At 70.7% G+C, this 22,253-nt stretch carries 21 protein-coding genes; 9 read left to right on the forward strand and 12 right to left on the reverse strand.

What is annotated here, in order from left to right:
• Nucleotides 1-268 precede the first annotated feature (268 nt).
• Nucleotides 269-940, forward strand: a complete 672-nt coding sequence (snpA, locus tag ACFXOA_RS16345) for a snapalysin (protein ID WP_385027917.1) — start codon at nucleotides 269-271, stop codon at nucleotides 938-940.
• A 128-nt stretch (nucleotides 941-1,068) separates the two neighbouring features.
• Here snpA and ACFXOA_RS16350 read toward each other — a convergent pair whose 3' ends face one another.
• The 5 genes from ACFXOA_RS16350 to ACFXOA_RS16370 all read right to left on the reverse strand — a co-directional run bounded on the left by ACFXOA_RS16350 (nucleotide 1,069) and on the right by ACFXOA_RS16370 (nucleotide 6,829).
• Nucleotides 1,069-1,737, reverse strand: a complete 669-nt coding sequence (locus tag ACFXOA_RS16350; protein WP_385027920.1) for a DUF6304 family protein — start codon at nucleotides 1,735-1,737, stop codon at nucleotides 1,069-1,071.
• Between the two features lie 78 nt (nucleotides 1,738-1,815).
• Nucleotides 1,816-2,412 (reverse strand): GNAT family N-acetyltransferase, encoded by a 597-nt coding sequence (locus ACFXOA_RS16355; protein WP_385027922.1) that lies wholly within the window; start codon nucleotides 2,410-2,412, stop codon nucleotides 1,816-1,818.
• 89 nt (nucleotides 2,413-2,501) lie between these two features.
• Entirely contained in the window at nucleotides 2,502-3,548 is a 1,047-nt protein-coding gene (locus ACFXOA_RS16360) for a family 2 encapsulin nanocompartment cargo protein polyprenyl transferase (RefSeq protein WP_385027924.1), read from the reverse strand.
• A 244-nt stretch (nucleotides 3,549-3,792) separates the two neighbouring features.
• Nucleotides 3,793-5,196, reverse strand: a complete 1,404-nt coding sequence (locus ACFXOA_RS16365; RefSeq protein WP_385027927.1) for a family 2B encapsulin nanocompartment shell protein — start codon at nucleotides 5,194-5,196, stop codon at nucleotides 3,793-3,795.
• Between the two features lie 244 nt (nucleotides 5,197-5,440).
• Nucleotides 5,441-6,829: an FAD-binding oxidoreductase gene (locus tag ACFXOA_RS16370; protein WP_385027930.1), complete on the reverse strand. Its 1,389-nt coding sequence runs from the start codon at nucleotides 6,827-6,829 to the stop codon at nucleotides 5,441-5,443.
• 357 nt (nucleotides 6,830-7,186) lie between these two features.
• On the opposite strand from ACFXOA_RS16370, the gene ACFXOA_RS16375 reads away from it, so the two are divergent.
• Both ACFXOA_RS16375 and ACFXOA_RS16380 read left to right on the forward strand, forming a co-directional pair.
• A complete protein-coding gene (locus ACFXOA_RS16375; RefSeq protein WP_385027933.1) occupies nucleotides 7,187-7,777 on the forward strand; it encodes an N-acetylmuramoyl-L-alanine amidase in 591 nt (196 codons plus the stop codon).
• A 29-nt stretch (nucleotides 7,778-7,806) separates the two neighbouring features.
• Nucleotides 7,807-8,742, forward strand: a complete 936-nt coding sequence (locus tag ACFXOA_RS16380) for a 1-aminocyclopropane-1-carboxylate deaminase/D-cysteine desulfhydrase (protein ID WP_385027936.1) — start codon at nucleotides 7,807-7,809, stop codon at nucleotides 8,740-8,742.
• Here ACFXOA_RS16380 and ACFXOA_RS16385 read toward each other — a convergent pair.
• Nucleotides 8,718-10,319, reverse strand: coding sequence for a Na+/H+ antiporter (locus tag ACFXOA_RS16385; RefSeq protein WP_385027939.1), 1,602 nt, complete (start codon nucleotides 10,317-10,319; stop codon nucleotides 8,718-8,720). The genes ACFXOA_RS16380 and ACFXOA_RS16385 overlap by 25 nt on opposite strands.
• A 35-nt stretch (nucleotides 10,320-10,354) precedes the next feature.
• Here ACFXOA_RS16385 and ACFXOA_RS16390 point away from each other — a divergent pair, with 35 nt between their 5' ends.
• From ACFXOA_RS16390 to ACFXOA_RS16400, 3 genes are all read left to right on the forward strand, one after another.
• Entirely contained in the window at nucleotides 10,355-10,615 is a 261-nt protein-coding gene (locus tag ACFXOA_RS16390; RefSeq protein ID WP_385027942.1) for a UBP-type zinc finger domain-containing protein, read from the forward strand.
• A gap of 231 nt (nucleotides 10,616-10,846) precedes the next feature.
• Nucleotides 10,847-11,260, forward strand: a complete 414-nt coding sequence (locus ACFXOA_RS16395) for an anti-sigma regulatory factor (protein ID WP_362554384.1) — start codon at nucleotides 10,847-10,849, stop codon at nucleotides 11,258-11,260.
• A 23-nt stretch (nucleotides 11,261-11,283) separates the two neighbouring features.
• Complete coding sequence (locus tag ACFXOA_RS16400) at nucleotides 11,284-12,213, forward strand: RNA polymerase sigma factor SigF (protein WP_385028199.1); 930 nt, start codon at nucleotides 11,284-11,286, stop codon at nucleotides 12,211-12,213.
• A 56-nt stretch (nucleotides 12,214-12,269) separates the two neighbouring features.
• Here the strand turns inward: ACFXOA_RS16400 and ACFXOA_RS16405 are convergent, their stop codons facing one another.
• Complete coding sequence (locus tag ACFXOA_RS16405) at nucleotides 12,270-12,722, reverse strand: hypothetical protein (protein WP_385027946.1); 453 nt, start codon at nucleotides 12,720-12,722, stop codon at nucleotides 12,270-12,272.
• Nucleotides 12,723-12,865: 143 nt separating this feature from the next.
• On the opposite strand from ACFXOA_RS16405, the gene ACFXOA_RS16410 reads away from it, so the two are divergent.
• Nucleotides 12,866-13,834 (forward strand): diacylglycerol/lipid kinase family protein, encoded by a 969-nt coding sequence (locus ACFXOA_RS16410; RefSeq protein WP_385027949.1) that lies wholly within the window; start codon nucleotides 12,866-12,868, stop codon nucleotides 13,832-13,834.
• 321 nt (nucleotides 13,835-14,155) lie between these two features.
• Entirely contained in the window at nucleotides 14,156-14,413 is a 258-nt protein-coding gene (locus ACFXOA_RS16415) for a WhiB family transcriptional regulator (RefSeq protein WP_003953983.1), read from the forward strand.
• 190 nt (nucleotides 14,414-14,603) lie between these two features.
• Here ACFXOA_RS16415 and ACFXOA_RS16420 read toward each other — a convergent pair whose 3' ends face one another.
• Nucleotides 14,604-16,070, reverse strand: coding sequence for a sensor histidine kinase (locus ACFXOA_RS16420; RefSeq protein WP_385028202.1), 1,467 nt, complete (start codon nucleotides 16,068-16,070; stop codon nucleotides 14,604-14,606).
• 568 nt (nucleotides 16,071-16,638) lie between these two features.
• On the opposite strand from ACFXOA_RS16420, the gene nagB reads away from it, so the two are divergent.
• Nucleotides 16,639-17,424, forward strand: coding sequence for a glucosamine-6-phosphate deaminase (gene nagB / locus ACFXOA_RS16425; protein WP_385027952.1), 786 nt, complete (start codon nucleotides 16,639-16,641; stop codon nucleotides 17,422-17,424).
• Nucleotides 17,425-17,502: 78 nt separating this feature from the next.
• On the opposite strand, the gene ACFXOA_RS16430 is transcribed toward nagB, so the two are convergent.
• The 4 genes from ACFXOA_RS16430 to ACFXOA_RS16445 all read right to left on the reverse strand — a co-directional run bounded on the left by ACFXOA_RS16430 (nucleotide 17,503) and on the right by ACFXOA_RS16445 (nucleotide 22,232).
• Nucleotides 17,503-19,026: a glycoside hydrolase family 3 protein gene (locus ACFXOA_RS16430; protein ID WP_385027955.1), complete on the reverse strand. Its 1,524-nt coding sequence runs from the start codon at nucleotides 19,024-19,026 to the stop codon at nucleotides 17,503-17,505.
• Between the two features lie 10 nt (nucleotides 19,027-19,036).
• A complete protein-coding gene (locus ACFXOA_RS16435; protein ID WP_385027958.1) occupies nucleotides 19,037-19,879 on the reverse strand; it encodes a carbohydrate ABC transporter permease in 843 nt (280 codons plus the stop codon).
• On the reverse strand, nucleotides 19,876-20,859 hold the full coding sequence (locus ACFXOA_RS16440) for a carbohydrate ABC transporter permease (RefSeq protein WP_385027961.1): 984 nt from the start codon (nucleotides 20,857-20,859) through the stop codon (nucleotides 19,876-19,878). Before ACFXOA_RS16440 ends, ACFXOA_RS16435 begins: the two co-directional genes overlap by 4 nt.
• An 89-nt stretch (nucleotides 20,860-20,948) precedes the next feature.
• A complete protein-coding gene (locus ACFXOA_RS16445) occupies nucleotides 20,949-22,232 on the reverse strand; it encodes an extracellular solute-binding protein (RefSeq protein WP_385027964.1) in 1,284 nt (427 codons plus the stop codon).
• Between the last annotated feature and the right edge of the window lie 21 nt (nucleotides 22,233-22,253).

A 22,253-nucleotide genomic window follows, 5' to 3' on the forward strand; every position in this document is an offset into this window, starting at 1 on the left:
CAGGGCCGACAGGGCCGACAGGGCCGACAGGGCCGACAGGGCCGACAGGGCCGACAGGGCCGACAGGGCCGACAGGGCCGACAGGGCCGACAGGGCCGACAGGGCGATGCTCCCACCCGCGACCGATGCCAGGCCCGATAGGGCGGCGCTATCGGCGGTTGACATCATCCCCCCGGGGCCCGGCTGCCCCGAGACTCTGTCCGTACCCCCCACCCGTTCCCCGTCCGCTCCGGTCGGGGTTCCTCGGACAGGCAGGAGACCACCCCCCATGAGACACCCCAGGACCGCCTTCGTATCGGCCGTGGCCGGCCTCGGACTCGCACTGGCCGGACTCGGTGGCGCCCCGGCGTCCGCGAGCACCTCCTCGTCCTCGGCGGACACCGCGCGGACCGCGCAGGCGGGTTACGCCGCGTACGCCGGTTCCGCCGAGAACGCGGCGGCGAACGAGGCGTTCTTCGAGGCCGTCATGAAGTCGGTCGCCGAGAAGCGGGCCGCGAAGCCCGGCGCCGCGGCGGTCACCGTCGTCTACAGCACCGCCAACGCCCCGAGTTTCCGCAGCCAGATAGCGAGCAGCACCAGCATCTGGAACAGCTCGGTGAGCAACGTCAAGCTGCAGGAGGGGTCCAACGCGGACTTCGCCTACTACGAGGGCAACGACTCGCGGGGCTCGTACGCGAGCACCGACGGTCACGGCAGCGGCTACATCTTCCTCGACTACGCGCAGAACCGGCAGTACAACTCGACCCGGGTCACCGCCCATGAGACAGGGCACGTGCTCGGCCTTCCCGACCACTACACCGGCCCGTGCAGCGAGCTCATGTCGGGCGGCGGCCCCGGCACCTCCTGCACGAACGCCTATCCGAACGCCACCGAGCGCTCGCGGGTGAACTCCCTCTGGCGGAACGGTCTGGCGGCCGCACTGGCCGGAGCCAGCTCCTGACCGGCACCATCCGCCCGTCGGGGCCGTTCCGCCCGGGCGTGGGCGGGGCGGCCCCTCGGCGCCCTCCGGTGCGGTGTCCGGGCGAGGCGCGCCCACCACGGGGCGCCGGGCGGCCCTCGGGGCGCGTCTCAGGCGTGTTCGAGCGGAAAGGCGCCCCGGTGCCCCGTCCCGGCTCCGTGGGCCGGACGCGGCTCGAACTCCCGGCAGCTCCAGATCTCCTGCACGAATCCGGTACGCCGGTCCCAGAGATCCGCGACGTCCTCCCCGCCGACCACCTCCCGGTAGGCGTCCTTGGCTCCGCGGAAGCAGGCGAGCCCGCCGGAGAGGCCGCGGACCGGAGCCGGGAAGTAGTCGGAGAACGCGCAGGCTATGCAGGTCTGGAGACGCAGTCCGGGCGGCAGCACCCGCTGCACCGTGGCCAGGGCGGCGGCGAAGTCGCTCTCGGCTCGGTTCGACTCGTACACGGCGCCGTCCAGGTGGAGGGCGAGGGACAGGTCCGGGTCCGCCCTGCGCAGGGACAGCAGACAGCTGAGCGTCGCCTGGCGCTCCTCCCCGGACACCAGGACCGGGATCGGCAGATCCCATTCCAGGACGCAGTCCCGCAGGACGCCGTCGTCCAGATCGAACAGACCGTCCTGGACGGGCGTTCCCGCCACCGGTGCCAGGGCGTCGAAGCTCTCGCCCTCGAAGTCCGTTCCCCTGGCCCGGACACGGAGTTGCCGGCCGTCCGTGGTGAGAATGACGGCCTCGGAACCACGGCGGTCCCGGTACCAGCCTGCCCACGACTCATCTGTCATGAGCAGGGACTGTAGCCCGTGCCCGCCGGCCCCTCCGGCGGACCCCCTCCCCCTGCGTGACCGCTCACGCCGACGCCCTCACCCGGCCTGCGGTTCACGCCACATGGGCCACATCGACGGCCCGTCCGGGAGGTCCACCGTCCGCCCCATGAAGGTGAACCCGAGCCTCTCGTACAGGGCTCGGCTGCGCGCGCTGCTCGCCTCCAGGTAGGCGGGCGTCCCCTCACGGTCGCACTGCTCCAGGACCTCCGTGATCAGGGCCTCGCCTATGCCCTGCCCCTGGCAACCGGGCGCGACACCGATCATCAGGAGGTAGGTGTGCGCCCGGTCGTGGGGGTGCACGGCGCCGGTCAGCCGCCCCACGAGCTCGGCCCTCTCGTTGTCCGGGTCCGCGGTCCGCCTCATCAGGGCGGGGGTGTCGTCGTCCCCTTCCGGTTCCCCGGCCGGAACGGACAGCCAGAGCGCGGTGGCGGTGCCGTCCTCCAGAAGATCGACGCGGCCCCCCTCCAGCGTGATGTCGGCGAAGACGCCGAGGAACTTCCCGTGCACCGCCCGGCGGTGCTCCTCGTCCGGGAAGACCCAGCCGCTCACCGGGTCGTCGTGGAACGCCTCCTCCAGGATGCGTACCACCTGGTCCCTGTCCCGCTGGTCCGCCCGCCGTACGCGAACACCCATGACCGGCCCCGCCCCTCTGCTCCGCGATCACGTCAACTGACGTACGGAATACTAGAGTTACAGCCGCGAGATCCGGGCGGGCACCTGGTTCAGTGCGTTCTGCGGGTGACGAACTCCGCCAGGGCCAGCAGGTCACCGGCCGCTTCGGACGCGGGCAGGGCCCGGGACAGGTGGTGGACGGCCCTGGCCATCCGGTCCGCGGCCGCCGTCTGTGCCCAGTCCCGGCCGCCCGCCCGGTCGACGGCGTCGGCGGCTCTCCTCACCTCCTCCGGTGTGTTCATGGGGCCCCGGTAGAGGGCGGCCAGCTCCCGGGCCGCCGGAGTGTCCGACGTCAGTGCGGCGACCACCGGCAGGGACTTCTTGTGCGCGGCGAGGTCCGCGCCGGCCGGCTTGCCCGTACGGTCCGTGTCCCCCCAGATGCCGATCAGGTCGTCGATGAGCTGGAAGGCCAGGCCCGCTTCCCGGCCGAAGCCGTCCATGGCCCGGACCTCCCGTTCCCCCGCTCCCGCGTAGAGCGCGCCGAGGGCGCACGCGCATCCGAGCAGGGCCCCCGTCTTGGCCATGGCCATGGCGAGGCATTCGTCCAGGCCGACGTCCTCGGGGCCACGCTCCTCCAGTGCGCAGTCGGCCTGCTGCCCCGCGCAGAGTTCGATGACGCAGGTGGAGAGACGGACCGCGGCCCTCGCGCCGGCGGGGTGGGGATCGTCCGCCAGCAGGCGCACCGCCAGGGAGGACATGGCGTCCCCGGCGATGACGGCGTCGGGCACCCCGAACACCGCCCAGGCCGTGGGGCGGTGTCTGCGGGTGGTGTCCTCGTCGATGACGTCGTCGTGGAGCAGGGTGAAGTTGTGCGCGAGTTCGACGGCGACGGCCGCACGCATCGCGGCCTGCGGGTCTCCTCCCAGGGCGCGTGCCGCCGCCAGGACGAGCGCCGGTCTGATGGCCTTGCCGGCCTGCCCCGGGGCGGCGGGTGTGCCGTCTGCGTTCAGGCGCCCCAGGTGGTACAGGGCGACGCGGCGGATCGCCCCGGGCAGGGTCTCGACCGCCGCGACGAGGTGGGGGTCGACCTCGTTGCGGGTGCGTTCCAGCAACGCGGCGGCCTTGTGCCCCTCCATCGCGGCGTCCGTACTGGTCATGGTCACGGTCACTCCTGGGCGGTGTCTGGCGGTTCGCGTCGGTAGGCGGGCGGTGCCCGGTGCGGACGGCCGCACGGCGAGACGTGCCCTCGCACGACGCACCCGGGCGATCCGTCGGCACCGCGGGATGCCGGGCCGGGCGCCACTCGGCGCCGGACATCGCCCGACGCGCGCCGCGGCGGCGTGCGGTCGGCGCCGCGGTACGCCGGGGTCCGGGTGGCCGGCGCCCGGACCCCGTGGAGCGTCACCGCCAGCGGCTCACCTCCACGTTCTCCAGGACGCCGAGGGCGTCGGGCACCAGGACCGCGGCGGAGTAGTAGGCCGTCACGAGGTAGGAGATGATCGCCTGCTCGTCGATGCCCATGAAACGGACCGAGAGGCTCGGCTCGATCTCGTCCGGGATTCCGGTCTGCTGGAGTCCGATGACTCCCTGTTCCGCCTCACCGGTCCTCATGCAGATGATCGAGGTGGTGCGGGCGTCGGTGACCGGGATCTTGTTGCACGGGAAGATCGGCACCCCCCTCCAGGAGGAGACGTGGTGCCCTCCGACCTCGACGGTCTCCGGCACCAGACCACGCTTGTTGCACTCCCGGCCGAAGGCGGCGATGGCGCGCGGGTGGGCGAGGAACAGCTTCGATCCACGGCGGCGCGACAGCAGTTCGTCCATGTCGTCGGGGCCGGGAGCCCCGTCGTGCGGCTGGAGCCGCTGCCCGTAGTCGCAGTTGTTGAGGAGGCCGAACTCCCGGTTGTTGATGAGTTCGTGCTCCTGGCGCTCGCGCAGCGCCTCGACCGTGAGCCGCAACTGCTGCTCGGTCTGGTTCATCGGCTGGTTGTAGAGGTCGGCCACCCTGCTGTGGACCTTCAGCACGGTCTGGGCGACGCTCAGTTCGTACTCGCGGGGCGCCGCCTCGTAGTCGACGAAGGTGTGCGGGACGACGCTCTCCCCCACATGCCCCGCGGACAGGTCGATCTCGGCCTCGCCGTACTTGTTGGTCCGCTGGTGCGGGATGGCGAGCAGGCCGGCGAGGTGGTCGCGGAGCGAGTCCGCGCGGGCCGCGAGGTTGAGCACGTCGGACCGGCGCAGGGTCAGCAGCGTGCAGGCGGTGACGGCGCGGGCGGTGTACTCCCAGGTCGCCTCGCCGTCGACCAGGACGTGGTCGCCGAAGTAGGAGCCGTCGGCGAGCACCCCCAGTACGGTCTCGTCGCCGTACGGCCCGGTCCCGATCTTCTCGACCTTGCCGTGGGCCAGGAGGTGGACACGGTCCGCCGCGTCGCCCGCCGCGGCGAGCACCTCCCCGGCCTCGACGTCCCGTTGCTCGCACCTGCGCGCCAGCTCGGCCAGGACCTCCTCGTCGCCGAAGTCCCGCAGGGCCGGGAGTTCCCCGAGCTCCGCGGGGATGACCGTGACCCGGTCTCCCGTCTGGACGAAGGTCACCCTGCCGTCGCCCACCGAGTAGCTCAGCCTGCGGTTCACCCGGTAGGTGCCGCCCTGCACCTGGACCCACGGGAGCATCCGCAGCAGCCACCGCGAGGTGATCTCCTGCATCTGCGGGGCGGACTTGGTCGTCGTCGCGAGGTTCCGCGCGGCCGCCGTGCCGAGACTCTGCTGCGGCGGCTGCGTGTCGCGAACCTCTTCACCAACGGACATCCGACATCCTCTCGATCTTCCCGATCATGAGCTGACCTGCGAGAAGAAGACTTGCAGCCGGAGGACACGGTGCGCTATTACACAAAAGAGTGTGACTATTCGGGCTGAGCGCGGGCACATTGCCCGCCCCGCCGGGGTCTGAGCATCCCCTCGGGACGCCCCGTCCAGGACGCCCGGTCCAGGACGGCGGGCCGCGACGCGGAGCGGGAGGTGCCGGACCCTCCCGCTCCGCGTCGCGGGCCGCTCAGCGCGCGAGCGGCGCCCCCGACGTGACGACCTTGCCCGGATTGAGGATGCCGTACGGATCGAGGGCGGCCTTGACCGCTCGCTGCATGGCGAGGTTGACCGGCCCCACCTCACGGTCCATCCCGCCCATCTTCAGCAGGCCCACGCCGTGTTCACCGGTGACCGTGCCGCCGAGAGCGATCGCCGCGTCGAGGATGTCCTCGAAGGCGAGTTGGGCACGGGCGCGTGCCGCCTCGTCACCCGGTTCGGTGATGATCAGCGGATGGAGGTTGCCGTCTCCCGCGTGAGCGATGTTGGCGATGAGGACGTCGTGCGCGGCGGCGATCTCCTCGACGCGGGCCAGCATCCGCGGGACCTCGGCCCTCGGTACGACCACGTCCTCGGTGAGGACCGGCCCCAGCCGTTCCAGGGCCGGATAGGCGAGGCGGCGCGCTTCGAACAGCGCGTCCGCCTCCGCCTGGTCGGTGGAGACCTCGGCCCAGGCCGCTCCGGCGGCCTCGAAGCAGGCGCGTACGGTCTCCGCCTCCGCGTCACCCGCGGCGCCCGGGGTGTCCACCCGCCCGAGCAGGATCGCGTTCGCGTCCGCCGAGAGGCCCATGTTCTTCCAGTCGTCGACCGCCTTCAGGCAGTGCCGGTCCAGGAGTTCCAGGGCGGAGGGCACGACACCCGCCGCGGTGACCCGGCTCACCGCGTCCCCCGCCGCGACCACCGAGTCGAAGAAACCGGCCACCGTCCGTTCGGCGGGCCTCGCGCCGCGCAGCCTGACCGTGATCTCGGTGATCACCCCTAGGGTGCCCTCGGAGCCGACGAACAGCCCGCACAGGTCGTACCCGGCGACGCCCTTCGCCGTCTGCCGGCCCATCCGCACGACCTCGCCGAGACCGTTGACCGCCTCGATCCCCAGGACGTAGTCCCGGGTCACCCCGTACTTGACGCAGCACATGCCGCCCGCGTTGGTGGCGGTGTTGCCACCGATGGTGGACCAGGGGGAACTGGCCGGGTCCGGCGGGTACCACAGGCCCTGCTCGGCACAGGCCGCCCGCAGGTCGTCGTTGACGACACCGGGCTGGACGACGGCCAGACGTTCCACGGGGTCGATGCGCAGGACGCGGTCCATGTCCTCGAAGGAGAGGACCACGGCGCCGTCCACCGCGTTGGCTCCGCCCGAGAGGCCGGTGCCGGCGCCGCGCGGGACCACCGGCACGCGGTGCTCCAGGCAGTACGCGACGACCGCCCGCACCTCCTCGGTGCTCTGTGGCCGCACGACGGCGAGCGGGCGGCCCGCGGGCGCCCACTCCGCCTCGTCGTGCGCGTAACGGGCCATGCCGTCCGGATCGGTGATGACTTTGCCCGCCGGTATCCCGTCGGCTGTGTTCGGCTTCGGCACGACCAGTGTCCGCCCTTCTCGCAGCTCACCGACCCCGCACTCGAAGCGGAGCCGTTCGTTCCATGATGACCCCGCAGCCTCCGGCGGTTTCCGGCCCCCCGGGGGCCGGCACGGGAACCAGGCGCGTGCGGGCCTGTCCGGATCGACTCGCACAGGAGGCGAAATACGGTCGAACAGGTTTGCCGGAGTGCCGTGTTCCGGTACAAGCGCTGTACGGACACGCTCCCGCTGTCACGCACGTACGAGCCATGAGACACACACGTACGGGCCACCCACCACGAGCCACGCACGTACCCGCCTCGCACCACGAGCCACGCACGAACCGGCCTCGCGCCCACAGACCCCAAGGAGTCGGTCATGTCCTCACCCATGTCCGCGAGCAACTTCCTCAAAGCCCTCAAGGACGAGGGCCTCACCGTCGTCCAGGTGGGCGACTGGCGCACCCACAACCGGAACCACAAGGGCCCGTGGGGGCCCGTGCACGGGGTGATGCTGCACCACACCGTCACCAAGGGCACGGCCCGGACCGTCGAGATCTGCCGTGACGGCTACGCGGGGCTGCCCGGACCGCTGTGCCACGGCGTGATCGCCAAGGACGGCCGGGTCCACCTGGTCGGATACGGCCGCGCCAACCACGCGGGCCTGGGCGACGACGACGTGCTGCGCGCGGTCGTCGCCGAGCGGCGCCTGCCGGCCGACAACGAGTCCAACACCGACGGCAACCGGCACTTCTACGGCTTCGAGTGCGAGAACCTCGGCGACGGCAAGGACCCGTGGCCCGACGTCCAGCTGGAGGCCATCGAGAAGGCCGCGGCGGCGGTCTGCCGCCATCACGGCTGGGACGCCCCGTCGGTGATCGGGCACCTGGAGTGGCAGCCCGGCAAGATCGACCCGCGCGGATTCTCGATGGCGGGCATGCGCAACAGGATCCACGACCGGCTGAAGTAGGCCGGCGGCTGACGGCTCACAATGAGGTCATGGAAGACGAAGCGCCCGGCCTCACCGGCCTGCGACCGGCACTCCCCTCGCCGCTGCGGCCGGCCGGGGACGAGCGCTTCGAACGGCACGGCGTCACCCTGCTGCTCAAGCGCGACGACCTGATCCACCCGGACCTGCCCGGCAACAAGTGGCGCAAGCTCGCCCCCAACCTCGGGGACGCCGCCGGCCGCACGGTGCTCACCTTCGGCGGCGCCTACTCCAACCACCTGCGTGCGACCGCCGCGGCAGGCCGGCTGCTCGGTTTCCCCACCGTCGGCGTCGTACGCGGCGACGAACTGGCCGGCCGGCCCCTCAACCCCTCGCTCGGCCGCTGCGCGGCCGACGGCATGCGCCTGCACTTCGTGGACCGCGCGACGTACCGCGCGAAGGGCTCTCCCGAGGTCCTGGAGGGCCTGCTGAGCCTCTTCGGGGACTGCGCGGTCATTCCGGAGGGAGGCAGCAACGCCCTTGCCGCACAAGGCTGCGCAGAGCTCGGACGTGAACTGCGGGGCGCGAGCGCCACCGTCGCGGTCGCCTGCGGCACCGGCGGGACCCTGGCAGGACTGGCCGCGGGCCTCGGGGACGGTCAGCGCGCCCTCGGCGTGCCCGTCCTGCGGGGCGGCTTCCTGGGGGACGCCGTACGCGGACTCCAGCACGAGGCCTTCGGCGGCCCGGTCGGCCGGTGGTCCCTGGACGAACGGTTCCACTTCGGCGGCTACGCCCGCACGACTCCGGAGCTGCACGCCTTCGCCGACGACTTCGAGGACCGGCACGGCCTGCCGGTGGAGAGGCTCTACGTGGCCAAGCTCCTGTACGGGCTGACCGTGCTGGCCGCCGAGGGCGCCTTCCCGCGGGGCTCAGCGGTCACCGCGGTGATCACCGGCCGCCCCGGGCCGGACGCCGAGAGCGGTCAGTCACCGTCCGACTCCCGGTAGGCGGCAGCCTCCTCCAGGTCCAGTCTGCGTAGCAGGGCGCGCAGCATCTCGTCGTCGATCCGCCGCTCGTCCCGCAGCTTCACGAACACGTCGCGCTCGGTGGCGATCACGTTCCGTGCCAGTCGCCGGTAGGTGTCGTCGGCCGATTCCCCCGTGAGCGGGTTGGGTGACCCGAGCCTCTCCCACACCGCGTTGCGGCGCCGCTCCATGACCGCCCTCAGCCGCTCGGTGAGCGGGTCGGGGAGGGCGTTGCGCGGGTCTGCCAGCAACTCCTCCAGTCTCGCGTCCGCCGCGGCCGACGCCTCGCTCTGCGCCTGTGCCTCGGCCAGCGTCTCGGTACGGGCGTTCCGCCCGGGGAGCTTGAGCACCCGCACCAGCAGGGGCAGGCTGAGCCCTTGGACGACGAGAGTGCCGATCACGGTCGTGAACGTCAGGAACAGCACCAGGTTGCGTGCCGGGAACTCCTCCCCGTCGTGCGTCACCAGCGGGATGGAGAAGGCGATGGCCAGGGAGACCACGCCTCTCATGCCGGCCCAGGCGACGATCAGGGTCGAGGCCGCCGACGGCGTCCCCTCGCGTTCCCTGATGCGCCTGGAGAGCCTGGGCGGCAGATAGGTCGCCGGGTACACCCAGACGAAGCGCACCACGACCACGGCCAGGAACACGAGGACGGCGTAGCCCAGGGCCTCGGCGACGCCGTACGAACCCAGCCCTCTGAGCACTAAGGGCAACTGCAGCCCGATGAGGGCGAAGACGGCGGACTCCAGGACGAAGGCCACCATCTTCCAGACCGCCGCCTCCTGGAGGCGCGTGGCGAAGTCGACCTGCCAGGAGCGGTGCCCCAGGTAGAGCGCGACGACGACCACGGCGAGCACACCGGAGGCGTGCACCCGTTCCGCAGCGGCGTAGGCCACGAAGGGGATGAGCAGCGACAGGGTGTTCTGGAGCAGCGCCTCCTTGAGGTGGGTGCGCAGCCAGTGGAGCGGGACCATCAGCAGCAGGCCGACGGCGATGCCGCCGAAGGACGCCAGCAGGAATTCGCCGATCCCCGCTCCCCAGCTCATGCCCTCCCCGACGGCGGCCGCGAGCGCGACCCGGAAGGCGGTGATCGCGGTGGCGTCGTTCACCAGGGACTCGCCCTGGAGGATGGTGGTGACCCGCGCGGGCAGCCCGACGCGCCGGGCGATCGCCGCGGCGGTGACCGCGTCCGGCGGCGCGACGACGGCGCCGAGCACGAGGGCGGCGGTGAGCGGGAGGTCGGGCACGAGCCGGTAGGCCAGCCAGCCGACGGCGACCGTCGCGAAGAGCACGTATCCCACGGAGAGCAGGGCCACGGGCCGCAGGTTGGCCCTGAGGTCGAGGTACGAGCTGTCGACCGCCGCCGTGTACAGCAGCGGCGGCAGCAGCAGGGGCAGCACGATGTGCGCGTCCAGCGTGTAGGCCGGGACCCCGGGCAGGTACGAGGCCAGCAGTCCGGCCGCGACCAGCAGCAGGGGGGCGGGCACAGGGGTGCGGCGGGCGACCCCCGCGACCGCCGCGCTGACCGCGACGAGCGCCACCAGCGGCAGAGCGTCCATCTCACCGTCCTCACATCCGACGTAACGTGGCAATCATGAGTGAGTGCCTTCACGTAGCCGAACTGCCGCGCCCCGAACCCGCACCCGCCGACACCACGTGCCCGGAGTGCGTCGCGGCCGGTACACACCCCGTGCAGCTGCGGCTCTGCCTCGTCTGCGGACACGTCGGGTGCTGCGATTCCTCGCCCCTGAAACACGCCACGGCGCACTTCGAGTCGACCGGCCACCCGGTGATGCGCAGCTTCGACTGCGGGGAGAGCTGGCGCTGGTGCTTCGTGGACGGTTCGATCGTCTGAGGCCTGGGTACGTCAAACCGGCGCCGGTTCTTCGCAATTGACCGGCGCAGACCCCTAGCCACTGTGTGTGCCCATGGGCCTACCATGAGTAATCGTGGAGTCGTGGTCGTGGCGACACGGCATCATGGGTCGCGAACGCGTCGCCGGCCGACCGAGCCGGTGACGGACCGCACGGCCCCGGGGCACGCGTCCCGGAGCCCCGAACGAGTTTGTGCCACCTTGGAGGTGAGGGTGTCCCAGATCGCAGGCGAGCCCGGGAACCAGGACTTCGTGGAGGTCCGGCTGCCCGCTGCGGGTGCCTACCTGTCGGTGCTGCGTACGGCCACGGCCGGCCTCGCAGCGCGCTTGGACTTCACCCTCGACGAGATCGAGGATCTTCGCATCGCGGTCGACGAGGCCTGCGCGATCCTGCTCCAGCAGGCCGTGCCGGGCTCCGTGCTCAGTTGCGTGTTCCGCCTCGTGGGCGACTCCCTCGAGGTGACCGTCTCGGCGCCCACGACGGACGGCCGCGCACCGGAACGCGACACCTTCGCCTGGACGGTGCTCTCCGCGCTGGCCGGGAAGGTCGACTCCGCGGTCGCCGACGACCGCACGGTCAGCATCAGCCTCTACAAACAGCGCGGCGCGGGACCCGGGCCGGCGTGAGCGACGGGAACGGGGACGGTCCGGTGCGCGACGAGACGATCCGGGCGGGGGCTGTGCGACCGGCAGCCCTCCCGGAGCAGCAGGCCCGGCCGCACCCGGAGGGCGGGGCGGACGGCGCGGACGGTACGCAGGACCGTCCGATGGCGGTGGAGCAGGCGGAGCGGGCGGGCCAGATGAGCGAGCACGGGCACCACGATCCGAACGACCGCAGCGGTGCGCGGGCCCTGTTCGTCGAGCTCCGGGGCCTCCCCGACGGTTCGGTGGAGAAGGCGGAGCTGCGCAACCGGCTGGTGCGGATGCACCTGCCGCTCGTGGAGCACCTGGCCCGGCGGTTCCGCAACCGCGGCGAGCCGCTGGACGACCTGACGCAGGTCGCCACGATCGGCCTGATCAAGTCGGTGGACCGCTTCGATCCGGATCGGGGTGTGGAGTTCTCGACGTACGCGACCCCCACGGTCGTCGGCGAGATCAAGCGGCACTTCCGGGACAAGGGCTGGGCGGTGCGCGTTCCGCGGCGCCTCCAGGAGCTGCGGCTGTCGCTGACCACGGCCACCGCGGAGCTCTCCCAGCAGCACGGCCGCTCCCCCACCGTGCACGAGCTGGCGGAGCGCCTGGGCATCTCCGAGGAGGAGGTGCTCGAGGGGCTGGAATCGGCCAATGCGTACAGCACCCTGTCCCTGGACGTCCCGGACACCGACGACGAGTCGCCGGCGGTCGCGGACACCCTGGGGTCCGAGGACGAGGCCCTGGAGGGGGTCGAGTACCGGGAATCCCTCAAACCGCTGCTGGAGGACCTCCCGCCGCGGGAGAAGCGGATCCTGCTGCTGCGCTTCTTCGGCAACATGACCCAGTCGCAGATCGCTCAGGAGGTCGGCATCTCCCAGATGCACGTCTCACGCCTGCTCGCCCGCACGCTGGCCCAGCTGCGCGAGCGCCTGCTCGTGGAGGAGTGACCGGCCGGGAGCCCGGACCGCCCGCATGCGGGCAGGGCTCCCGGAGCGGACGCCGTTCAGGCGTCGGGGGTCGTGCGCGGCCCCCGGATGCCGAGCGCCCGCGTGGTCGCCGGGTCGAGCACCAGCACGAGGGCCGTCACGGCGACGGCGGCGAGGACGATGCCGGTGGGGATCAGCGCTCCCTGGGACCGCAGCAGGGTCCACGCCACGGGCATGGCCATGAGCTGGGTGATGAGCGCGGGCCCACGGCTCCAGCTGCGCCGCCGCAGCAGTCCGCGGGCCGCGAACAGCGGGATGAGGCCGAGCGCCACCAGCGTGAGCCCGCCCATCTCCGCCTGCTGCACACCGTCGGGGGTGCCGAACAGTCCGACGGCCAGCATGTAGATCCCGCCGACGACGAGCGCCGCGCCTTCGAGTGCGTTGAGTGCGGCCAGGGCCGCGATCCGTCCCGGCTTCTCCGCACCGGCCGCGGGCGACGGCGAGGAGGGGGTGTTCTGCTGAGTGCTCACGCCTCTCAGATTCGCATCTCCGCCTCGCGAAAGCGAAGCCGGGGCCGCCGGACGACCGGCCGCCGGTCACCCTGTGTGAGGGGTGGTGGACCGGGCGGAACCGGGCTTCGGGCAGGTACCCCGCGGTAGGTACGCTGGCGGGCATGCGCGCACTCCTCGTGGTCAACCCGGCAGCCACCACCACCAGCGCGCGGACGCGTGACGTGCTGATCCACGCACTGGCGAGCGAGATGAAGATCGAGGCCGTCACCACGGAGTACCGCGGACACGCCCGCGACCTGGGACGCAGGGCCGCGGACTCCGACGACATCGACCTGGTGGTCGCCCTGGGGGGCGACGGCACGGTCAACGAGGTGGTCAACGGACTGCTGCACCGCGGACCGGACCCCGAGGGCCTGCCGAGCCTCGCCGTGGTCCCCGGCGGGTCCACCAATGTCTTCGCCCGCGCCCTCGGTATCCCCAACGACGCCGTCGAGGCGACGGGCGCCATCCTCGACGCCCTGGCGAGCCGCAGCGAGCGCACGGTGGGACTCGGTCTGGCCGCCGGCACGCCGGGCACGGCCGACGAAGCGGTCCCGGGCCGCTGGTTCACCTTCTGCGCCGGGCTCGGCTTCGACGCCGGCGTCATCGGGCGGGTCGAACAGAAGCGCGAGCGGGGCAGGCGCTCGACGCACGCCCTGTACGTACGCCAGGTGCTCCGGCAGTTCATGGACGACCCGCACAGGCGCAACGGCCAGATCACCCTGGAGGTGCCGGGCCAGGACCCGGTCACCGACCTCGCACTGTCGATAATCTGCAACACCGCCCCCTGGACCTACCTGGGGAACCGCCCCATATACGCCTCCCCGAAGGCGTCCTTCGACACGGCTCTCGACGTCCTCGGACTCAAGCGCCTCTCCACCCCCGCCGTGACCCGCTACGCCACCCAGCTGCTCACTTCGAGCCCCGAGAAGGGCCCTCACGGCAAGCACGCCGTTTCGCTGCACGACCTCACGGACTTCACCTTGCATTCAAAGGCGCCACTGCCCTTCCAGATGGACGGTGACCACTTGGGGCTGCGTACGAGCGTGACGTTCACAGGCGTACGCCGTGCACTGCGTGTGATTGTGTGAGTGGAAGGGCCCAAAGTCCTTTAACTCGAACGTTTGGGCTGGCCCCCACCCCTTAGAAGTACGGCTGTGACCTAGTCGACACCGAGGAATCAAAAAAAACTTTCCAGAAGGGGTTGTATCCGCAGCCGAGGTTTGCGAATCTCTACTTGGCGATCGAGACGGCCCGCAACATCGGCCTCCACTGAGAGCCAGAACCCCTCCTCACCACAACAGGACCACATCCAGTCCTTCTGGACGTCGGACCTTCGTCTGCGGGGGGATTCGTGAAAGCGTTCACATTCACAAGCAACAAGCACGTAATACCAAGGAGAGGTAGCAGCCATGGACTGGCGTCACAACGCCGTTTGTCGTGAGGAAGACCCCGAGCTGTTCTTCCCCATCGGCAACACCGGTCCTGCGCTGCTGCAGATCGAGGAAGCCAAGGCCGTCTGCCGTCGCTGCCCCGTCATGGAGCAGTGCCTGCAGTGGGCGCTCGAGTCCGGCCAGGACTCCGGCGTCTGGGGTGGCCTCAGCGAGGACGAGCGCCGCGCGATGAAGCGCCGCGCCGCTCGCAACCGGGCGCGCAACGCCAGCGCCTGACCGACGCCCCCCACACGAGCCACAGCCAGGCGGCGCGTACAGAGCGTACGCACGGCCCCGCCTTCGAGTCGCAGCGCGCAGTACCCCCGAAGCGCATCGCACCGCGAGCACCACGAATTGGGCCCGGACCGTTACCACGGTCCGGGCCCAATTCGCGTGTCGGCGACGAGAGCGCGCCGCCGCCCCTTCGCTACTTGTCGTTGCGCACGGGGATGTCCAGCACCACCTGGGTTCCGCGTTCCGGGCCGGGGACCATGCCGAAGGTGCCGCCCAGCTCCCCCTCCACCAGGGTCCGGACGATCTGGAGACCGAGGTTGCCGGCGCGCTGGGGGTCGAACCCCTCGGGTAGTCCGCGCCCGTCATCCGTCACCGTGATCAACAGCCGCCCCTCGGCAGTCGTGCCGCCACGCACCGCGGACACCTCGACCGTGCCGTGTTCGGCGACACCGAAGGCGTGTTCAAGAGCGTTCTGCAGCACCTCGGTCAGCACCATCGAGAGCGGGGTGGCCACCTCCGCGTCCAGGATCCCGAAGCGCCCCGTACGACGACAGGTCACCTTCCCGGGTGAGATCTCGGCCACCATCGCGATCACCCGGTCGGCGATCTCGTCGAACTCGACCCGCTCGTCCAGGTTCTGGGACAGCGTCTCATGGACGATGGCGATCGAACCGACGCGCCGCACGGCCTCGTTGAGGGCCTCACGGCCCCGCTCCGAGTCCATCCGCCGCGACTGGAGGCGCAACAGGGCGGCCACCGTCTGGAGATTGTTCTTCACCCGGTGGTGGATCTCCCGGATGGTCGCGTCCTTGGTGATCAACTCCCTTTCCCGCCGACGCAGTTCCGTGACATCCCGGAGCAGCACCAGGGAACCGATGCGCACACCCTTGGGCTTCAGAGGAATGGCGCGCAGCTGGATGACCCCGCCCTCACCCTCGACCTCGAACTCCCGGGGCGCGTATCCGCTCGCCACCTTCACCAGGGCCTCGTCCACCGGCCCCCGGGACGGGGCCAGTTCGGCGGTGGTGGCGCCGAGGTGGTGGCCGACGAGGTCGGAGGCCAGGCCCAGCCGGTGGTAGGCGGAGAGCCCGTTGGGGCTGGCGTACTGCACGATCCCGTCGGCGTCGAGCCTGATCAGCCCGTCCCCCACCCGCGGTGATGCGTCCATGTCGACCTGCTGGCCGGGGAACGGGAAGGAGCCGGCGGCGATCATCTGGGCGAGGTCGGAGGCGGACTGGAGGTAGGTGAGCTCCAGCCGGGAGGGCGTGCGCACGGTGAGGAGGTTGGTGTTGCGCGCGATCACCCCGAGGACCCTGCCCTCCCTGCGGACGGGGATCGACTCGACCCGGACCGGGACCTCCTCCCGCCACTCGGGATCCCCCTCACGGACGATGCGGCCCTCGTCGAGGGCGGCGTCCAGCAGCGGCCGGCGGCCCCGCGGGACGAGGTGGCCGACCATGTCGTCCTGGTAGGAGGTGGGGCCGGTGTTGGGGCGCATCTGCGCCACGGAGACGTAGCGCGCCCCGTCCCGGGTGGGCACCCAGAGCACGAGGTCGGCGAAGGAGAGGTCGGAGAGCAGCTGCCACTCCGAGACCAGCAGGTGGAGCCACTCGAGGTCGGTGTCACCGAGGGCTGTGTGCTGGCGGACCAGATCGTTCATGGAGGGCACACGCGCGAGCCTACCCGTGGCAACCGGATGGTTCCGAACCGATCGGCCCGGGGATACGTGACACTGTGAGGGAGCGGTCACGGACCTGAGAATGTCCGCACCCACGGATGGACATGCCCTATTGGTCTAGTCCACAATGCACCACGTGGGGCGCCCTACGGGACGCCCCGCACGACGGACCTCCGCTCTCCCCGCACAGGAGAGCGGACCGAGGTACCCGGCGCTCTCTGCCCTGACTGCGCCGGTGCCTCCCACGGCCGGAGGCACCGCACACCGCCGGCCGGGCCGGGCCTGCCCTTCGGCGCAGGCCGGCAGCTCCGGGCTGCGGCTCCGGACGGGCTGAGGGTCCCGTCCCGGCGCCGCGGCCCGCGGGTGTTTCCGGGCCCCGCATCTCACACGGCACGCCCCCGCCGACCACGGGCGGCCCCTGCGCCGACAGGGCGACAACCGTCGACCCATGCACCGACGGTTCACCTCCGAGCCTCCCCGTTCTGCTAGATTGGGCCCTAAGATTGGTCTATACCACACGACGCCCACTCTTCAGATCGGCAGGCACAGCGTGGAAGTTGTCATCGTCCCGGACGCCACGGCAGGCGGGGAACTCATCGCGGAGGCCATCGCGGCCCTGCTGAGCCGCAAGCCCGACGCCCTGCTCGGCGTTGCCACCGGCTCGACCCCGCTGCCCATCTACCAGGCCCTGGCGGCGAAGGTCCGCTCCGGCGCGGTGGACGCCTCGCGCGCCCGCATCTGCCAGCTCGACGAGTACGTCGGTCTCCCGCCGGGCCACCCCGAGTCCTACCGCTCCGTGGTGCTGCGCGAGGTCGTCGAACCGCTCGGCCTGTCCGAGAAGTCCTTCATGGGACCGGACGGCGCCGCCGAGGACGTCCAGGCCGCCTGCGAGGCCTACGACGCGGCGCTGGCCGAGGCCGGCGGGGTCGATCTCCAGCTGCTGGGCATCGGGACCGACGGGCACATCGGCTTCAACGAGCCCTGCTCCTCGCTGGCGTCCCGCACCCGCATCAAGACGCTGACGGAACAGACCCGCGTCGACAACGCCCGCTTCTTCGACGACGACATCGACCAGGTGCCCCACCACGTCATCACCCAGGGCATCGGCACCATCCTCGACTCCCGTCACCCGATCCTGCTCGCCACCGGGGAGGGCAAGGCCGAGGCGGTGGCCCGGACCGTCGAGGGCCCGGTCGCCTCGATCGTGCCGGCGTCGGCCCTGCAGATGCACCCGCACGCCACGGTGGTGGTCGACGAGGCGGCGGCGTCGAAGCTGAAGCTCGCCGACTACTTCCGCGCCACCTACGAGGCCAAGCCCCGGTGGCAGGGGCTGTAGGGCCGCCTCCGTGACGTGTGAGGGGCCGGGTCACCAAGACGGTGACCCGGCCCCTCACGCGTGTCCCTCGCGATCCCGTCAGGCCGGTACGCCCACCACGGCCTCCGCGGCCGCCGTGCCGCACACGCGTGCCGCGCCGTGCGTGGCGATGTGCAGCGCGCCGCGGGGCGGCGCCTTCGGCAGGCCCATCTCGACCACGATCGTGTCGGGACGGGCGGCGACCAGGGCGTCCAGCGCCTGACCCATCCAGGTGTGCCGGTGGACGTCGCGGACCACCGCGACGACGCGCCGGCCGTCCGCGGCGCGCAGGATGTCCTCCACCGGGGACTTCCGCTCGCTGTCGTAGGTGTCCGTGGTGGTGCCGGGCATCATCCTGGTCAGCTCGGCCGCGATTCCCCAGGGCGTCTCGTCGCCGACCGCTATGTTCGCGACCGGGGTGAACGCCGCTACGTGTCCAGGCCCGTCCAGCGGCGCGCCGCTGCCCGTGACCCTGACGGCGCGGCGCGCGGCGACCAGGCCGATACCGGCTCCGGTGCCGGGCGCGGTCCCCTCCTGCGTGTCCGCGCCCGGCCCCGGGGCAGCCCCCCTGGCTCCCTGCGTCCAGGACGCGAGAGCCCGTACACGTGCGGCGGCGTCGGCCAGCCGCTCCTCGGGCAGTTCGCCGGACCGCACCGCCGCCACCAGCGCGTCGCGCAGCCGCAGCACGGTCTCCTCGTCGGCCAGTCCGCCACCGACGCAGATGGCGTCGGCGCCCGCGGCGATGGCGAGGACGGATCCGCGCTCGATGCCGTACGTGCCGGCGATGGCGTCCATCTCCATGCCGTCGGTGACGATCAGCCCGTCGTAGCCCAGTTCCGTGCGCAGCAGACCGGTGAGGATCTGCGGGCTCAGGGTCGCGGGCCTGGTCGGGTCGAGTGCGGGAAGCAGGATATGTGCACTCATCACAGATTTGGAACCCGCTGCGATGGCCGCTCTGAAGGGGACCAGCTCACGGGCGTGCAACGTGTCCAGGTCCACGTCGATGCGAGGCATGGCGTGGTGGGAGTCGACGGCGGTGTCACCGTGCCCGGGGAAGTGCTTGGTGCACGCCGCCACGCCGGCGGCCTGGAGCCCTTCGACGTAGGCGGCGGTGTGCCGGGCGACGAGCCCGGTGTCGGCCCCGAAGGAGCGGACACCGATGACCGGGTTCTCCGGGTTGGAGTTGACGTCGGCCGAGGGCGCCCAGTTGAGGTTGATGCCGCACTCGGCGAGCCTGCGGCCGAGCTCCCACGCGACCGCCCTGGTGAGCACCGTGTCGTCGACGGTGCCGAGGGCGAGGTTGCCGGGGAAGGACGACCCGTTGCGGACCTCGAGGCGGGTGACGTCCCCGCCCTCCTCGTCGATCGCTACGAGCACGTCCTCCCGCTCGGAGCGCAGCCGGGCGGTGAGGGCGGCGAGCTGTTCGGCCGACTCGACGTTCCGGCCGAACAGTCCGACGGAGGCGAGCCCTTCGCCGACTCTGCGCAGCAGCCAGTCCGGGGCGCTCGTGCCGGTGAATCCGGGCTGGAGCACCGCGAGCGCGTCGCGCGTGACGGTGTCCGTGGTGGATACGAGAGTGGTCATGGCAGCCGTGTTATCCCTTCACTGCGCCATCGGTCAGCCCGCTGACGGCCTTGCGCTGCAGGAAGACGAAGAGGATGAGGATCGGGACGGCGAAGATCGAGGAGGCGGCCATCGTGGCGCCCCAGTCGTCGCCGAACTGGCTCTGGAACTGGGACAGCCACAGGGGCAGGGTCTGGGATTCCGCCTGCTTGTTGAGGACGAGAACCAGGGGGAACTCGTTCCACGCGGTGATGAAGCCGAACATCGAGGTGGACATCAGGCCGGGGGCGAGCAGGGGCAGGATCACCTTCACGAACGCCTGGGGCCGGGTGCAGCCGTCCACCATGGCGGACTCCTCCAGCTCCTTGGGCACCGCGGCGACGAAGCCCCGGAGCGTCAGGAGGGTGAAGGGAAGGATCATGACCATGTAGAAGAGCGTCAGCGGGATCAGGCTGTTGAGCATGTCCGCGTCGCGGACGATGAAGTAGATCGCGATGACCATGACTTCCCAGGGCGCCATCTGCGCGACCATGAAGCCGATGACGAAGCCCTTGCGTCCCTTGAACCGCATCCGGGCCAGGGCGAACGAGCCGGCCAGCGCGAGGATGAGCGAGAAGGCCACGGCGAGGACGGTGACCGTGAGGGAGTTCCTGACCAGCGTCCAGAAGTTGTCCGCGTTCACGGCGGTCTGGAAGTGCTGGAACGTGACGTTCGTGGGGAACCAGACCGGGTCGTCCGCGACGATGTCCGGCGTCGGCTTGAACGCCGTCGCGAACATCCAGTAGACGGGGAACAGGAGGCCGACGACCAGCAGGACCGCCGTGGCGTTGGGCCAGACGCGGCTGAACGTTGACGACGAAGCCGAGCGCTTCACAGCTCGTCCTCCTCTTGCTTGAGAACGATCCGGAGGTAGTACGAGGTCAGCAGGAGCAGGATCACGACGGTCAGGAGCGCGATCGCCGACCCCATGCCGTAGTGCTGGTTCCCGACGCCCTCGACGTAGGCGTAGACCGGCAGGATCTCGGTGAGCCGGTTCGGTCCGCCCTCGTTGATCGCGAAGACCTGGACGAAGGCCTTGAAGACCCAGATCACTTCGAGGAAGGTCGTCGCGAACAGGAAGGGCCGCAGGAAGGGCATGGTGACCGAGGTGAAGCTCTTCCAGGCGCTGGCTCCGTCGAGCGCGGCGGCCTCGTAGAGCTCCTTGGGGATGGTCGTGGTCGCCGCGTAGAGGTTGATCGCGACGAACGGGATCGACATCCAGACGATCAGGATGGTGATCACGAAGAAGGTGGAGAACTGGGTGCCGGTCCAGTTGTAGTCGGCCATCGAGTGGAAGCCGATCTTGTCCAGCACCCAGTTGACGACACCGAACCGGGAGGCGAAGAGCCACTGGAAGACGGTGGTCGCGGCGATGACGGGCATGGCCCAGGCGAGGACCAGGGCGATCAGCAGGGTGATCCTCATCCGCTTGCCGAGCCTGGCCAGCAGGAGGCCGATCAGCGTGCCGAAGATCATGATCAGGACGACGTTGACGCCCGCGAAGACGATCGACCGGACGGTGACGTTCCAGAAATCCGCGCTGCCGAGGATCTCCTTGTAGTTGTCGACCCCGTTCCACTCCGTGAGGTGCTGGATCAGCTGCCTCATGTTGAGGTTCTGGAACGACAGCAGGGCGTTCTTGACCAGGGGCCAGCCGAGGAACACCAGGGTCACTGCCACCGGGGGGATCAGCAGCAGGTACGGGGCGGCCTCACCCGCTCTGCGGCGGGCCGCCGAGGCTCCGCCCGGCTCTGCGCCGGTCCCCTTCACCACGTCCGTCGGACCTGAAGGCGGCCGTTCGGTCTGCACGGTCATGCTCGCCATCTCTTTCTCGGCACCATGGGACACACGTCGACTGCCGGGGGCCGGACTCCTGGTCGGAATCCGTCCCCGGCAGTTCGGCCTTACTGCTTCTGCGCGAGGCGCTTGTTGAACTCCGCCTCGACCTGCTTGGCGGCCTCGGCGTTCGACTTGCCGGTCAGGACCGCCGTCATGAAGGTCTTGATCGGGTTCGGGGCGTTCTCGACCGCGGCCCACTCGGGGATCAGCGGCGTGGTGCCACCGACCTTGGCGGACGGTGCGGCGGCCTCGGCGACCGGGTTGCCGGTCAGGTTGGTGTTGAGCGACTCCTTGTTGGGGATGACGCCGTTCAGCTTGGCGAGCTGGCCCTCGTACTTGTCGGAGAGCGCCATCTTCAGGAACTCCTTGGCGAGTTCCTGCTTGGAGCTGCCCTCGGCGACGGCGAGGTTGGAGCCGCCGAGGAAGACACCCTCGGGCTTGTCGGCGCTGTCACCCGGAATGGTGAAGTAGCCGATCTCCTTCTCGATGGCCGGGTTGGCGGCGATGGCCGTGCCGGCCTCCCAGCCCATGCCGATGAAGGCGCCGGTCTTGCCCTTGGCGAAGACGTCCGCCTGCTGCGGGGTCGCCTCGTCCTTGTCCTTGGGGGCCTTGGAGTAGGCCTGGTACTTCTTGTACAGGTCCATCGCCTCGCCGATCTTCGGGTCGGCGAGGTTGGAGACCCACTTGTCCCCGTCCTTCTTGATGAGCTCAGCACCCTTGCCGATGGTGAGGCCGTCGAAGAAGTACCAGTTCTGGCCGGGCAGGTAGAGCGGCTCGGCCTTGCCCTTCGCCTTGATCTTGTCGAGAGCGGCGAAGAACTCGTCACGGGTCTTGGGGGTCTCGGTGACGCCCGCCTCGGCGAAGACCGACTTGTTGTAGATGACCACGCGGTTGGCGAAGTACCACGGGGCCGCGTACTGCTTGCCGTCGACGACGGAGGCCTCGTTCAGGTTGGCGGCCCAGTCGCCGCCGATCTCCGACTTGAGGTCACCGAGGTCGGCGAGGCCACCGGTCTTGGCGTAGGCGGCGGTCTGGGTGTTACCGATCTCGAAGACGTCCGGCGGGTTCTCCTCGGACAGGGCGGTCGTCAGCTTCTGCTGGATACCGTTCCACTGCTGGACCTCGAACTTGACCTTGGCGCCTGTCTTCTTCTCGAACTCGGCGGTAAGATCCTTCTGCCACTGCTCAGGCGTCGAGCCGTCCATGGCCCAGACAGTCAGGGTCTGCCCCTTGTAGCTGTCCGGACCTGCCTGCTTGCCGCTGTCGCTGCCGCCGTCGTCGGAGCCACATGCTGCGATGCCGACCATCATGCCCGCGACGCCGATCGCCGCGATGAGCTTGCGCTTCACGCCAAACCCTCCTCAGGGTGC

Origin of the sequence: Streptomyces sp. NPDC059166 (assembly GCF_042755185.1) — a bacterium.
GTDB lineage: Bacteria > Actinomycetota > Actinomycetes > Streptomycetales > Streptomycetaceae > Streptomyces.

Excerpts from the sequence above, each read along its gene's own strand:
- snpA (WP_385027917.1), top strand. The coding sequence starts at position 269 with ATGAGACACCCCAGGACCGCCTTCGTATCGGCCGTGGCCGGCCTCGGA.
- ACFXOA_RS16350 (WP_385027920.1), bottom strand. The coding sequence starts at position 1,737 with ATGACAGATGAGTCGTGGGCAGGCTGGTACCGGGACCGCCGTGGTTCC.
- ACFXOA_RS16355 (WP_385027922.1), bottom strand. The coding sequence starts at position 2,412 with ATGGGTGTTCGCGTACGGCGGGCGGACCAGCGGGACAGGGACCAGGTG.
- ACFXOA_RS16360 (WP_385027924.1), bottom strand. The coding sequence starts at position 3,548 with ATGACCAGTACGGACGCCGCGATGGAGGGGCACAAGGCCGCCGCGTTG.
- ACFXOA_RS16365 (WP_385027927.1), bottom strand. The coding sequence starts at position 5,196 with ATGTCCGTTGGTGAAGAGGTTCGCGACACGCAGCCGCCGCAGCAGAGT.
- ACFXOA_RS16375 (WP_385027933.1), top strand. The coding sequence starts at position 7,187 with ATGTCCTCACCCATGTCCGCGAGCAACTTCCTCAAAGCCCTCAAGGAC.
- ACFXOA_RS16380 (WP_385027936.1), top strand. The coding sequence starts at position 7,807 with ATGGAAGACGAAGCGCCCGGCCTCACCGGCCTGCGACCGGCACTCCCC.
- ACFXOA_RS16385 (WP_385027939.1), bottom strand. The coding sequence starts at position 10,319 with ATGGACGCTCTGCCGCTGGTGGCGCTCGTCGCGGTCAGCGCGGCGGTC.
- ACFXOA_RS16390 (WP_385027942.1), top strand. The coding sequence starts at position 10,355 with ATGAGTGAGTGCCTTCACGTAGCCGAACTGCCGCGCCCCGAACCCGCA.
- ACFXOA_RS16410 (WP_385027949.1), top strand. The coding sequence starts at position 12,866 with ATGCGCGCACTCCTCGTGGTCAACCCGGCAGCCACCACCACCAGCGCG.
- ACFXOA_RS16415 (WP_003953983.1), top strand. The coding sequence starts at position 14,156 with ATGGACTGGCGTCACAACGCCGTTTGTCGTGAGGAAGACCCCGAGCTG.
- ACFXOA_RS16420 (WP_385028202.1), bottom strand. The coding sequence starts at position 16,070 with ATGAACGATCTGGTCCGCCAGCACACAGCCCTCGGTGACACCGACCTC.
- ACFXOA_RS16430 (WP_385027955.1), bottom strand. The coding sequence starts at position 19,026 with ATGACCACTCTCGTATCCACCACGGACACCGTCACGCGCGACGCGCTC.
- ACFXOA_RS16440 (WP_385027961.1), bottom strand. The coding sequence starts at position 20,859 with ATGACCGTGCAGACCGAACGGCCGCCTTCAGGTCCGACGGACGTGGTG.